Genomic DNA, 11780 nt, shown 5'->3' on the forward strand with positions numbered 1-11780 from the left:
CGATCCGCCATGACCGTTATTGAAACCGATCTGTTGCAATTGGCTTACCCTCCGCGGCTCGATCTGGGGCCGCAACTGACTCACGAGCAATTAATGAGTTCGATGCAGGCCACCATGGCCAGGCATAAGGGCGGGCCGGTCTGGCTATTCGCTTATGGTTCGCTGATCTGGCGTCCCGAATGCTCGTCGACCCAGCGCATGCGCGCACGGGTTCACGGTTATCACCGGGGTTTGTACCTGTGGTCACATGAGCATCGAGGCACGCCGGAGTCGCCGGGGTTGGTGTTCGGCCTGGATCGCGGCGGTTCTTGCAGCGGGTTTGCCTACCGCTTGCCGGAAGACCAGCTTGAGGCCTCGCTTTATGCCTTGTGGCAGCGCGAGATGCCTTACCCGTCGTACCGACCGCACTGGCTCAGCTGCCGCCTGGAAGATGGCAGCCAAGTGCAGGCGCTGGGGTTTGTGTTGGAGCGGCACTTGCCCAGCTATGCTGGCAACCTGCCCGATATCGTGCTTAACCACGTGTTGGAAAGTGCTTGCGGGCGTTACGGCACCACTCGCGATTATGTCGAGCAGACCGTGAACGCCCTGCGTAGCCACGCCATGCCAGATAAAAACCTGGAGGCGCGGCTCAAGCGTTGTGCCAAAGACTGCGGCGGGAATTAACGCGCCGCGCTGACGCTGTTGGTGTGCCACAGCGTCGGGATCAGGAACGCGATCGCCAACAGGCATGCGCCCACCAGCAACACAAACCCACCGTCCCAGCCGAAATGGTCCACGGTGTAGCCCATGGCCGCACTCGCTGCCACCGAACCACCCAGGTAGCCGAACAAGCCCGTGAAACCAGCAGCGGTGCCCGCGGCTTTCTTCGGCGCCAGTTCCAGCGCCTGCAGGCCGATCAGCATCACCGGGCCGTAGATCAGGAAGCCGATGGAGAACAGCGCAATCATGTCGACCATTGGGTTGCCTGGCGGGTTGAGCCAGTAAACCAGGGTCGCCACGGTGACCAACGCCATGAACACGATGCCGGTCAGTCCACGGTTGCCACGGAAGATCTTGTCCGACATCCAGCCGCACAGCAGCGTGCCTGGAATGCCCGCCCACTCGTAGAAGAAGTACGCCCACGAGGTTTTATCCACGTCGAAGTGCTTGGCTTCTTTGAGGTAGGTCGGTGCCCAGTCCAGTACGCCGTAGCGCAGCAGGTAGACGAACACGTTGGCGAAGGCGATGTACCACAGCATTTTGTTGCGCAGCACGTACTTGACGAAGATTTCCTTGGCGCTGAACTCGTCTTCGTGGCTGGCGTTGTAGCCTTCCGGGTAGTCGTTCTTGTACTGCTCGATGGGCGGCAGGCCGACCGATTGCGGGGTGTCGCGCATGGTGATGAAGGCAAATGCCGCCACGGCCAATGCCACGGTCGCCGGCACATAGAACGCTGCGTGCCAGTCGTTGAACCACGCCATACCCAGCAGGAACAGCGGGCCGATCAGGCCACCGCCGACGTTATGCGCCACGTTCCACACCGACACCACGCCGCCGCGTTCTTTCTGCGACCACCAGTGCACCATGGTGCGCCCACTCGGCGGCCAGCCCATGCCCTGTGCCCAGCCGTTGATGAACAGCAAAATGAACATCATGGTTACGCTGGACGTCGCCCAAGGTGCGAAACCGAAAATGAACATCACACCGGCCGATATCAACAGGCCAAAGGGCAGGAAGTAGCGTGGGTTGGAGCGGTCGGACACCAGGCCCATCAGGAACTTGGACAAGCCGTAGGCAATCGCGATGGCTGACATTGCCAGGCCCAGCTCGCCACGGGTGTAACCCTCGTCGATCAGGTACGGCATGGCCAGCGAGAAGTTTTTGCGCAGCAGGTAGTAGCCCGCGTAACCGAAGAAAATACCGGCGAAGATCTGCCAGCGCAGCCGTCGATAGGTACTGTCTATTTTTTCTTCAGGCAGGGGCGCCTGGTGTGCGGCAGGACGAAAGAAAGCAAACATTCAAGAGCTCCAAATTTCTTGTTTTGACTGCGGATGCGAATGTTACAGTTTCGTTACCGAAAATAGCATCGCCTCTTATCTGCAAACACAGGAAATTGGAGCGATTGCATGTTCTCTTACGAACATGTCGCTAATAGATAAGTGTGGGTCGGTATCAGGTCTTAAGACCTAAAGAGATCAACTGTGGGAGCTGGCTTGCCTGCGATAGCGGTCTATCAATTGCAGCTGTGTGAGCTGACCCGCCGCCATCGCAGGCAAGCCAGCTCCCACATGAACCGCATTCAGCGGGTCTGGACGACAACCTTTCCCACAGCCCTGCGTTGCCCCAGGTCATTGATCGCCTGCGCAGCCTGCTCAAGCGGGTAAGTCTGCGACACCAACGGCTTCAACTTGCCCTCGCCATACCAGGTGAACAACTGCTGGAAGTTCGCCGCATTGTCCTGCGGCTGGCGCTGGGCGAACGAGCCCCAGAACACCCCGACTACCGACGCACCCTTGAGCAGCGCCAGGTTTACCGGCAGTTCGGGAATGCGCCCGCTGGCAAAGCCCACCACCAGCAGGCGTCCGTTCCAGGCAATGCCACGCACGGCCTGGTCAAACAGGTCGCCGCCGACGGGGTCGTAGATCACATCGACACCATTGCCGTCGGTCAGGCGCTTGATCTCGTCTTTGAGGCTGGCTTCGCTGTAGTTGATCAGCTCATCCGCACCGGCCGCCTTGGCCACGGCGAGTTTGTCGGCGCTGCTGGCGGCGGCAATCACCCGGGCGCCCATGGCTTTGCCGATTTCCACCGCCGCCAGGCCCACGCCGCCGGAAGCGCCGAGCACCAGCAGGGTTTCGCCAGGTTGCAGGTTGGCGCGTTGTTTCAGTGCATGCATCGAGGTGCCGTAGGTCATGCTGAAGGCGGCGGCAGTGGTGAAATCCATGCTCGGCGGGATCGGCAGCACGTTATAGCCCGGCACCGCGACCTGCTCGGCAAAGCTGCCCCAACCGGTCAGGGCCATGACCCGGTCGCCGACGTTGAGGTGGCTGACCTTTTCACCCACTTCGCTGACCACGCCGGCCGCTTCGCCACCCGGCGAGAACGGGAAGGGCGGCTTGAACTGGTACTTGCCCTCGATGATCAAGGTGTCCGGGAAATTCACCCCGGCCGCGTGCACGTCCAGCAGGATTTCGTTCTTCTTGATCGCGGGGCTGGCGATCTCTTCCAGCACCAGGGTTTCGGCGGGGCCGAAGGCTTTGCACAGCACAGCTTTCATCGGACTATTCCTTTTGGCGTCGTGGCCGATAAGTGTAGGAGGGTACGCCCGTGGGTCAACGAGCATGCCTGGCCCTGATAAGTCGCCATAAGCTTGTACTCAGCCTTGCTAGCGTTATGCTACCCGGCAACCGAATTCGAGGAATGAACTGTGAAAGCGTGGATCCTGTTGATGCTCGCCCTGACCTTGCCGTTGGCAGCCCAGGCCGAAGAAGCGAAAGAAGGCGAGGCGCCGAAGGTCAGCTACATCAGCCTGACCCCACCCTTTGTGGGCAACTACGGCCTGGATGGCACGGCAAAACTGCGGGTCTACAAGGCCGACATCGCCCTGCGCGTGACCGGGCCTGAAGCGGCAGCGGCCGTCAAAGCCAACGACCCGCTGATTCGTAACCAACTGGTGGCGCTGTTTACCCAGCAGACCAACGAAGCCATGAGCACGGTCGAAGGCAAAGAAAAGCTGCGCCAGGAAGCCCTGAAGCAAACCCAGCAAGTCATGAATGACGAGACCGGCAAGCCGGTGGTGGAAGACCTGTTGTTCAACAACTTGATCATCCAGTAAGTCGCTGCGCGACTATCGCGGGCAAGCCCGCTCCCACAGGTGAATGCATTCCAACGGTGGGAGCGGGCTTGCCCGCGATGGCGCCAGTACGGACGCTTCAGGAAGCCAGGCTTTTACGAAACCTGGCCAAGGCCACCGCAAAAAACACCAACCCAATCCCCACCAACGCCAGCAAATCCGGCCACACCACACCCACGCCCGCATCACGAAACAGTATGGCCGCACTCAAACTCACAAAGTGCGTCGACGGTGAGCCTTGCATCACCCATTGCAACCACTCGGGCATGCTGTCCAATGGCGTACTGCCGCCAGACAGAAGCAGCATCGGAATAATCACCGGAATCGCCAGCAAGCCAAACTGAGGCGTCGAACGCGCAAGGGTGGCGAGGAAGATCCCCAGTGCCGTACTCGCAAACAGGTACAGCGCCGTCACCAGCAAAAACAGGCTCAAAGACCCGGCCAGCGGCACACCGAGCAAGCCTTTGACTACCAGCTCCAGCGACAGCCACGTACACAGCACCACCACCAGCATATTGCTCCAGATTTTTGCCAGCATGATTTCCAGCGCGGTCAGCGGCAGCACCAGCAAATGGTCGAGCGTGCCGTGTTCACGCTCGCGCAGCAGCGCCGTGCCGGTGAGCACGATGGCCAGGATGGTGATGTTGTTGACGATCTGGATCACCGCCAAAAACCAGCCGCCTTCCAGGTTGGTGTTGAACAACGCCCGTGTGGTCAGCCGCGCAGGCGTCTTGCCAGCCGCGTCGGTTTGCCCGCTGTAGCTTTGCAACTCACGCTGGAAAATCCGGCCGATATAGCCTGCGCCCATAAATGCCTGGCTCATCGCTGTGGCATCGACGTTCACCTGCACACCCGGCTGGCGCCCGGCCAACAGGTCGGCCTGGAAGTTGGCTGGCACATTGATCACGAAGGTGTACTCGCCGCTGTCCATGACCTTGTCCAATTGGTCGTAGTCCAGTGGTGCAGGCGGTTGAAACTCGGGCGGCTGCAGCGCCTCGGCCATTTGCCGCGACAGCGCGCTGTGGTCCTCATCAACAAACGCCACGCTGGCGTTGTGCACACCAATGACCGAGCCAGCGGCGGGCATGTAGATCGCGACAGTGAAGGCGTAGAACAAAAACAGCAGCAACACGCTGTCGTGACGCAGGCTGGTCAATTCCTTGAAGCCCAGGCGCAGGATATGAGCGAGCTTGTGCATCAGGCCTCCTGCTTTTTGAGCATGATCAGGCTCAGCCCAGTGAACCCGACGAAAAACCCGAACAGCGCCAGGCATTGCGGCCACAACTGGCGCAGGTCCAGGGCCTTGGTGAAGGTGCCTACTGCGATATCCAGAAAGTGCCCGGCGGGGAATAACGTGCCCATCAGCCCGGCCGCGCCTTCCAGGGACGAGCGCGGTACGATCAGCCCGGAGAACTGGATGGTCGGCAGGCTGGTGATGATCATGGTGCCGAGGATAGCCGCGATCTGGGTGCGGGTGAACGCGGAAATCAGCAGACCCATGCTCGTCGTTGCGAGTACATACAACAGGCCGCCTACCGCCAGCGCCACGCCGCTGCCCTTGAATGGCACGCCGAACAGCCAGCGGTTCATCGCCACCAGCAGTGCCAGGTTCACCAGGCTAACGGCCAGATACGGCGCCTGTTTGCCCAACAGGAACTCCAGGCGCGTCAGCGGCGTGGCGTAGAAGTTGGTGATCGACCCCAGCTCCTTTTCACGCACGATGCCCAACGCGGTGAGCATTGCCGGGATAAACGCCAGGATCAGCGCCATCACGCCGGGGCCGATGGCGTTTACGCTGACCACGTCCTGGTTATAGCGAAAGCGTGTTTCCAGCTTGGCGGCGGCTTGTGTGCTGCCGGGCAGGCTGCTCAGTTCGGCCAGTTGCTGGAGATTGCCTTGGTGCACCGCTTCGACGTAGTTACGGCTGGTTTCGGCGCGAAACGGCATGCCGCCATCGATCCACGCAGCCACGGTGGGTTGGCGGCCGGCGTACAGGTCGCGGCCAAAACCGGGTGGAATTTCCAGCGCCAGTTTGATTTCTGAACGTTGCAGGCGCCGGTGCAGTTCGTTGGCATCGCGGATGGGGGCTTGTTCGGCGAAGTAGCGCGAGCTGCGGAATGCTTCCAGGTAGGCGCGACTTTGCGGAGTCTGGTCCTGGTCGTAGACGGCGAAGGCAAGGTTTTCCACGTCCAGGGAAATGCCGTAACCGAAGATCACCATCATGAACATCGCACCGAGCAGGGCGAAGGCCATGCGCACTTTGTCGCGCAACAGCTCTTTGCCTTCGCGACTGGCCACGGCCAGCAGGCGGGCGATGCTGAAGCCGCGTTTGCTGACGGTCGGCGTGCTGCTTTCGCTGACAGTTTTGTTCGGTGCGGCAGGTTCGGCTTCGCCTTGGGCCTGTTCCAGGCAGGTGACGAACGCAGCCTCCAATGTGTCGCCGTGGAATTGCTGCTGCAACGCGTCGGGGGTGTCGCAGGCCAGCACTTTGCCCGCGTGCATCAGCGAGATGCGGTCGCAGCGCTGGGCCTCGTTCATAAAGTGGGTGGACAGAAAGATCGTCACGCCTTGCTCGCGGGACAACTCAACCAATAGCCGCCAGAAATCATCCCGCGCCGCGGGGTCGACGCCCGAAGTGGGCTCATCGAGAATCAGCACTTCGGGGCGATGCAGCACCGCCACCGCCAGTGACAAGCGCTGGCGCAGGCCCAGGGGCAACTCGCCGGAGGGTTGCTCGGCCACTTCATCGAGGTCGAAGCGCTGGATCAGCTCGTCGATACGCGGGCCGCTGTCGGCCTTGGGCAAGTCGAACAGTTGCGCATGCAGCACCAGGTTCTGGCGCACGCTGAGTTCGCCGTACAGCGAAAAGCTTTGCGACATAAAGCCCACGCGCTTGCGAGTGGCCAAATCCTTGGCATTCACCGGGTTACCCAGCAGCGTGGCGCTGCCTTCGGTGGCCGGCATCAGCCCGGTGAGAACTTTCATGGTGGTCGTCTTGCCGCAGCCGTTGGAGCCGAGGAAGCCAAATATCTCGCCGCGACCAATCGCAAAGCTGACCTTGTTCACCGCCGTAAAATCCCCAAAGCGCAGCGTCAGGTCGTGGGCTTCGATGGCGATATCCGTGTTGCCACTTTCGCGCGGCGGGATCACCAGCGGCTGGTTGTTGTGGGCGCTGTCACCCTGGAAATGAGTAAAGGCTTCATCGAGTTTGCCGCTGGGTGTAACGGCTGCCAGTTCGCGGCTCAGGCCGTCGGCGATCAGCTTGCCGCGATCGAGCATCAGGCAATGTTCGAACTGCTCGGCCTCTTCCATGTAGGCGGTGGCTACCAGCAGCGTCAGCTGTGGGCGCTCGCTGCGCACGGTGTCGACCAGCTCCCAGAAACGCCGCCGCGACAGTGGGTCGACGCCCGTGGTGGGTTCGTCGAGGATCAACAAATCAGGGTCGTGGATCAGCGCGCAGCACAGGCCGAGCTTCTGCTTCATGCCGCCGGACAATTTCCCGGCCGGGCGCTCGGCGAAGCGTGCGAGGTCGGTGGCCAGCAGCAGGTTGTGCATGCGTTGCTCGCAATCGGCTTTGGACAAACCGAACAACGTGGCGAAGAAACGGATGTTCTCGCTGATGGACAACTCAGGGTAAAGGTTGCCGCCCAGGCCTTGGGGCATAAAGGCGATGCGCGGGTACAGGCTATTGCGATGGCGGCGATCTTCGATGGAGCCGCCGAGCACCTCAAGCTGGCCAGCCTGAAGTTTTTTGACCCCGGCGATCAGCCCCAGCAAACTTGACTTGCCCGCGCCATCCGGGCCGATCAACCCGCAACGGGTGCCCGCCGGCAGGCTGAAGGCAATGTCGATCAGCGCCTGTTGCTTGCCGTAACGGTGTTGGATGCCGGTGGCGTGCAGCGCCAGGTCGGTCATTGCAGGTTGGCCGGCCAGTCGAGATCAGCCGTGCGTACATAACCCGCGCCGGGCATGCCCGGTTTGGCTTGCGGCACGGCGCTGGGTTGGGTCAGGCGCAGCTTGACGCGGAACACCAGTTTCTGGCGTTCGTCGCGGGTCTCCACCTCTTTGGGGGTGAATTGCGATTTGGCCGCGACAAAGCTGATTTTCGCCGGCAACGGTTGCTGGGGCAGGGCGTCGAGCAGGATGCGTGCGTCGCTGCCGACGGTGAGGCGGCCGGTGACGGAGGCGGGCAGGTACAGGTTCATGTACTGATCATTCGGGTCAATCAGCAGTAAAACTCTGCCGCCCGCGCCGAGCACTTCACCCGGTTCAGCCAGGCGCAATTGAATGATGCCGTCGATGGGCGCGCGCAGGCTGCTGTCGTCGATTTCGCTGGTGAGCTGGGCCACCTGGGCCTGCGCCGCGCCGATGGCTGCTTTCACCGCGTTGACCTGAGCCTGCGCTGCGATCACGGCCGCATTGCCGGTGTTCTGGCGTGCTTGCTGCTGGTCGATCAACTGGCTGCTGGCAAAGCCGCGCTTGTACAGCTCCTGGGTGCGCTTGAGTTCCTGATGGGCCAGCAATTGTTCGCTTTGGCGCAGTTGTACGTTGGCCTCGGCGGCGGCGAAGTTTTCCTTGGCGCGCAGCACTTCGGCTTCGGCCTGGGTGCGCTGGGCTTCAAGGGTGCGGGTGTCCATGCGTGCGAGCAATTGACCTTTGAGCACCTTGTCGCCTTCATCTACGCGCACTTCGGCCAGGCGCCCGGGGATCTTGGCGGCGATCTGCACTTCGGTGGATTCCAGGCGGCCATTGCCCATGCTCAGGCCTTCGGGCAGGCGGTCCTGAGTCGATCGCCAATAACCGAAGCCGCCGGCACCCAGCAACAAGGTGATGAGCGCAACGGCGAAAAGGCGCGACATAGTGTGATTCGTAGACATGACGGCATCCTGCGGCATTAGCATCCTAGTTTGACCGAAACCGCCCGAAGGGTCTTGATACCGGTCAAATGAAGCGCAAGCCTAACCCGCTTGGCGTGCAGATGCATGCATCACAGGTGTGACCGCAGGGTTCTGCCTTTTCAGCGCAGGGCGAGTACCGCTGCCCATTGTTCGGCCGTCACCGGCATCACCGACAATCGGCTGCCTTTTTGCACCAGCGGCAATTCGGCGAGGGCGGTTTGTTGTTTCAGGTAGCCAAGGCCCAGCACCTTTGCAAAGGTCTCGACGTGGGCCACGTTGAGTGCAGTCCACGGGTTTTTCTCCGGCGTGGCTTTGGCATCGAAGTAGTGGCTTTCGGGTTCCAGCGCGGTCGGGTCCGGATAGGCCGCCTCGACAATTTTGCCGATACCGGCAATGCCCGGCTCAGGGCAACTGGAGTGGTAGAAGAAAAACTCATCACCAACGGCCATGGCGCGCAAAAAGTTGCGTGCCTGATAGTTGCGCACCCCGTCCCAGCGCGTTTCACCGAGCTTTTCCAGGCCTTTGATGGAGAGTTCATCGGGCTCGGATTTCATCAGCCAGTAGGCCATTTTTGGGCTCCTGAAAAAGGCATTGGATAAGTTGTCAGGCAATTCCATGACAAACCGACAGTCGGTTGGCGTCAAGGTTTGCGTGTTGGGTCACGTTACCGCAGAATGCCCGCTTTTAAGCTTGACGCAGCTGCAACGGACTACTTTGGAACGTTGTTGTCATCGTGTACGAGGTGCCTGAAGGGGGGCAATCGATGCAACGTAAACCGGATTTACTATGGATTTTGGTTATTTTGTTTGGCCTGGGCGTCGTGACCACCGGATATGCCCAGAGCTTGTGGTCGAGCAAGACCGATGCACCGGTTGAACTGGCTCAGCAGCAGCCACAACCGTTCAAGCGTTAACACTGCTTTTTAAGGCGTCGCTGGTTCCAGCGACGTTTCTGCGACATACCATTTTTTATCGGTGACCGTGCCAGCCAATGGCACATCCCAGCTTGCCTGTGCCAGGCGCTCGACCTTCTGACATTCATGGGCCAGGCCCAGCAGCGTGGGCTTGCGCCAGTTTTTGCGCCGAGCCAGGTAGGCCAGGCTGCGGTCATAAAACCCACCGCCCATGCCCAGTCGCCCACCCACATCATCGAAGCCCACCAGCGGCAACAGCACCAGGTCCAGCGCCCAAACTTGGCGCTGGCGGTTGGCATTTACGTGCGGCTCAAGGATGCGAAAGCGGTTGGGCAACAACTTATCTCCAGGCCGCACACGCTGGAACACCATCTTGGTGCGCGGCCAGGCACTGAGTACCGGCAGATAAGTGGCCTTGCCCCGGCGCTGCGCAGCGCGCAGCAGCAGACGCGGATCGATTTCACCGTCCGTGGGCAGATATAAAGAGATATGTTTGGCCCGGCGAAACAACGGGTGCTGTGCCAGTTGCCGATACAGGCCGTGAGCGGCCTTGCGCTGCTCGCTCGGCGTAAGCGCGCGGCGGGCTTTGCGCAACATGCGTCGAAGTTGCGGACGGGAAAGCGGCGCAGGTTCGGTCATGGTTGTTCGGCTCATAAAACAATGCCAGTCCTGGGACTGGCATTGAGTTTGGGAATTCAGGCTCCCCGACAGAGCCGCTGTCGACTTAGCCCTTGAACCCGAAAGTTCAAGGTGGAAGATGCAGTAGGCTTTAAGGCTTTCCGTCTAGCGGACATGCACACCAGCCCAACGTGCAACTTCCAGGGTAGTGCGAATCGGCTCAGGGACATCGCCGACTGGCAAACACGCCAGGGAGTGGGGCGAGTATACCTTAAACAGACGCGTCAATCAGCCCTTGGGTGGCTCTGGCTCGGTAGAAAGTGCCAGATCCACGCGTTCGAGCAGGTCACGCACTTGCTCACGCGTCGAGCCGCTGGCCTGCACGTCAGGCCGTTCCTGCTTATGCAGCAGATCGTGGGTAATGTTCAGTGCGGCCATCACGGCGATACGGTCGGCGCCGATGACTTTGCCGCTGCTGCGGATTTCACGCATCTTGCCGTCCAGATAGCGGGCAGCACTCACCAGATTGCTGCGTTCTTCCTGGGGGCAGATGATCGAATATTCTTTGTCGAGGATCTGCACGGTAACGCTATTGCTTGAACTCATGAGTCTTGCTCCAGGGCCTTCAGGCGCGAAATCATCGATTCGACCTTACGCCGGGCGATTTCGTTTTTTTCAATGAGGTGAGCGCGTTCCTCGCGCCAGGTCTTTTCCTGAGCTAATAGGAGTCCGTTTTGACTCTTAAGTTGCTCAACCCGATCAATTAGCAGTTCGAGTCTGGCCATCAGCGCTTGCAGGTCGGTGTCTTCCATTGGGTTCCACTGGATTTGTCTGATGAATGGCAACTTCAGGATAAACGATCTGACGCCCTCGATAGTCTTGGTACGTCTGCCGGTGCTAGGATACAGCGCTTCATTCTAGACATTGCGCCGTCTGGCGCCTAGCTCACCATGCCTATTCAGAACTCCCCGTACGACGCTTTTTCCAAACTGCTGAGCTCCAGCGGTCATCCTTGCTCGCCTGCCGAACTGCACGGCGTGCTGTTGGGCCGCAGCTGCACGGGCGTTGGCTTCGATGCCGACAATTGGCTGGCCGATGTGGCCGAGCTGCTGGAAACCGAACCTACCGAGAACGTGCGTAACGCGCTGATCGGCCTGCAAGAGATGGTTAAAGGCGAGCTGACCGGTGATGACGTCACCGTCGTTCTGCTGCTGCCGACCGACGATGCACCGCTCACCGAACGCGCTGCAGCATTGGGCCAATGGTGCCAGGGTTTCCTGCACGGCTTCGGTGTGAATGCCGGGGGCCTGGAACTGAGCACTGATGCCAAAGAAGTGTTGCAAGACCTGGCGGCCATCTCCCAGGTGCAAGATGCCCTGGAAGAATCCGAAGACGGCGAAGGCGACTATATGGAAGTGATGGAATACCTGCGTGTCGCGCCGCTGCTGTTGTTCACCGAGACCAAAAAATCCGCTGAGCCCGCCGCACCCAAGCCGTCGCTGCACTAAGTAAGGAAGCC

13 protein-coding genes and 1 other RNA gene are annotated in these 11780 nt (G+C 60.4%); 4 read left to right on the forward strand and 10 right to left on the reverse strand.

Going from position 1 to position 11780, the window contains the following annotated elements; genetic code table 11:
* The first annotated feature begins 9 nt into the window (after window positions 1–9).
* The gene (locus tag GIW28_RS01255; RefSeq protein WP_017135258.1) at window positions 10–663 is read left to right on the forward strand and encodes a gamma-glutamylcyclotransferase; all 654 of its coding nucleotides are present in this window, start codon (window positions 10–12) and stop codon (window positions 661–663) included.
* Here the strand turns inward: GIW28_RS01255 and glpT are convergent.
* Window positions 660–1997 carry a glycerol-3-phosphate transporter gene (gene glpT / locus GIW28_RS01260; RefSeq protein WP_017135259.1) on the reverse strand — a complete coding sequence of 446 codons (1338 nt, stop codon included), beginning with the start codon at window positions 1995–1997 and terminating at the stop codon, window positions 660–662. The genes GIW28_RS01255 and glpT overlap by 4 nt on opposite strands.
* A gap of 281 nt (window positions 1998–2278) precedes the next feature.
* Window positions 2279–3256: an NADPH:quinone oxidoreductase family protein gene (locus GIW28_RS01265; protein WP_017135260.1), complete on the reverse strand. Its 978-nt coding sequence runs from the start codon at window positions 3254–3256 to the stop codon at window positions 2279–2281.
* A gap of 150 nt (window positions 3257–3406) precedes the next feature.
* On the opposite strand from GIW28_RS01265, the gene GIW28_RS01270 reads away from it, so the two are divergent.
* A complete protein-coding gene (locus tag GIW28_RS01270) occupies window positions 3407–3814 on the forward strand; it encodes a flagellar basal body-associated protein FliL (protein ID WP_017135261.1) in 408 nt (135 codons plus the stop codon).
* A gap of 97 nt (window positions 3815–3911) precedes the next feature.
* Here GIW28_RS01270 and GIW28_RS01275 read toward each other — a convergent pair whose 3' ends face one another.
* The 4 genes from GIW28_RS01275 to GIW28_RS01290 all read right to left on the reverse strand — a co-directional run bounded on the left by GIW28_RS01275 (window position 3912) and on the right by GIW28_RS01290 (window position 9299).
* Complete coding sequence (locus GIW28_RS01275; protein ID WP_138450725.1) at window positions 3912–5030, reverse strand: ABC transporter permease; 1119 nt, start codon at window positions 5028–5030, stop codon at window positions 3912–3914.
* A complete protein-coding gene (gene rbbA / locus GIW28_RS01280; RefSeq protein ID WP_236446028.1) occupies window positions 5030–7747 on the reverse strand; it encodes a ribosome-associated ATPase/putative transporter RbbA in 2718 nt (905 codons plus the stop codon). The genes GIW28_RS01275 and rbbA overlap by 1 nt, the downstream gene beginning before the upstream one ends.
* Window positions 7744–8709, reverse strand: a complete 966-nt coding sequence (locus tag GIW28_RS01285) for an HlyD family secretion protein (protein ID WP_026013547.1) — start codon at window positions 8707–8709, stop codon at window positions 7744–7746. The genes rbbA and GIW28_RS01285 overlap by 4 nt, the downstream gene beginning before the upstream one ends.
* Before the next feature lie 140 nt (window positions 8710–8849).
* Window positions 8850–9299, reverse strand: coding sequence for an EVE domain-containing protein (locus GIW28_RS01290; protein WP_099550293.1), 450 nt, complete (start codon window positions 9297–9299; stop codon window positions 8850–8852).
* A gap of 194 nt (window positions 9300–9493) precedes the next feature.
* On the opposite strand from GIW28_RS01290, the gene GIW28_RS01295 reads away from it, so the two are divergent.
* Complete coding sequence (locus GIW28_RS01295) at window positions 9494–9643, forward strand: hypothetical protein (RefSeq protein WP_087149531.1); 150 nt, start codon at window positions 9494–9496, stop codon at window positions 9641–9643.
* Between the two features lie 9 nt (window positions 9644–9652).
* On the opposite strand, the gene GIW28_RS01300 is transcribed toward GIW28_RS01295, so the two are convergent.
* From GIW28_RS01300 to GIW28_RS01315, 4 genes are all read right to left on the reverse strand, one after another.
* The gene (locus GIW28_RS01300) at window positions 9653–10282 is read right to left on the reverse strand and encodes a 5-formyltetrahydrofolate cyclo-ligase (RefSeq protein WP_099550294.1); all 630 of its coding nucleotides are present in this window, start codon (window positions 10280–10282) and stop codon (window positions 9653–9655) included.
* 58 nt (window positions 10283–10340) lie between these two features.
* Window positions 10341–10519, reverse strand: a non-coding RNA gene (gene ssrS / locus GIW28_RS01305) — 6S RNA.
* Between the two features lie 30 nt (window positions 10520–10549).
* Complete coding sequence (locus tag GIW28_RS01310; RefSeq protein WP_017135267.1) at window positions 10550–10867, reverse strand: cell division protein ZapA; 318 nt, start codon at window positions 10865–10867, stop codon at window positions 10550–10552.
* Window positions 10864–11073: a TIGR02449 family protein gene (locus GIW28_RS01315; RefSeq protein WP_003177365.1), complete on the reverse strand. Its 210-nt coding sequence runs from the start codon at window positions 11071–11073 to the stop codon at window positions 10864–10866. The genes GIW28_RS01310 and GIW28_RS01315 overlap by 4 nt, the downstream gene beginning before the upstream one ends.
* 138 nt (window positions 11074–11211) lie before the next feature.
* Here GIW28_RS01315 and GIW28_RS01320 point away from each other — a divergent pair, with 138 nt between their 5' ends.
* Window positions 11212–11769, forward strand: a complete 558-nt coding sequence (locus tag GIW28_RS01320; RefSeq protein ID WP_017135268.1) for a YecA/YgfB family protein — start codon at window positions 11212–11214, stop codon at window positions 11767–11769.
* Window positions 11770–11780 lie beyond the last annotated feature (11 nt).

The organism is Pseudomonas sp. PA-5-4B (assembly GCF_021606215.1).
GTDB lineage: Bacteria > Pseudomonadota > Gammaproteobacteria > Pseudomonadales > Pseudomonadaceae > Aquipseudomonas > Aquipseudomonas edaphica.

Bases quoted from the DNA above. Each gene is read 5' to 3' on its own strand.
- GIW28_RS01255 (WP_017135258.1), top strand. From the start codon at position 10: ATGACCGTTATTGAAACCGATCTGTTGCAATTGGCTTACCCTCCGCGG.
- glpT (WP_017135259.1), bottom strand. From the start codon at position 1,997: ATGTTTGCTTTCTTTCGTCCTGCCGCACACCAGGCGCCCCTGCCTGAA.
- GIW28_RS01265 (WP_017135260.1), bottom strand. From the start codon at position 3,256: ATGAAAGCTGTGCTGTGCAAAGCCTTCGGCCCCGCCGAAACCCTGGTG.
- GIW28_RS01275 (WP_138450725.1), bottom strand. From the start codon at position 5,030: ATGCACAAGCTCGCTCATATCCTGCGCCTGGGCTTCAAGGAATTGACC.
- rbbA (WP_236446028.1), bottom strand. From the start codon at position 7,747: ATGACCGACCTGGCGCTGCACGCCACCGGCATCCAACACCGTTACGGC.
- GIW28_RS01285 (WP_026013547.1), bottom strand. From the start codon at position 8,709: ATGTCTACGAATCACACTATGTCGCGCCTTTTCGCCGTTGCGCTCATC.
- GIW28_RS01290 (WP_099550293.1), bottom strand. From the start codon at position 9,299: ATGGCCTACTGGCTGATGAAATCCGAGCCCGATGAACTCTCCATCAAA.
- GIW28_RS01295 (WP_087149531.1), top strand. From the start codon at position 9,494: ATGCAACGTAAACCGGATTTACTATGGATTTTGGTTATTTTGTTTGGC.
- GIW28_RS01300 (WP_099550294.1), bottom strand. From the start codon at position 10,282: ATGACCGAACCTGCGCCGCTTTCCCGTCCGCAACTTCGACGCATGTTG.
- GIW28_RS01310 (WP_017135267.1), bottom strand. From the start codon at position 10,867: ATGAGTTCAAGCAATAGCGTTACCGTGCAGATCCTCGACAAAGAATAT.
- GIW28_RS01315 (WP_003177365.1), bottom strand. From the start codon at position 11,073: ATGGAAGACACCGACCTGCAAGCGCTGATGGCCAGACTCGAACTGCTA.
- GIW28_RS01320 (WP_017135268.1), top strand. From the start codon at position 11,212: ATGCCTATTCAGAACTCCCCGTACGACGCTTTTTCCAAACTGCTGAGC.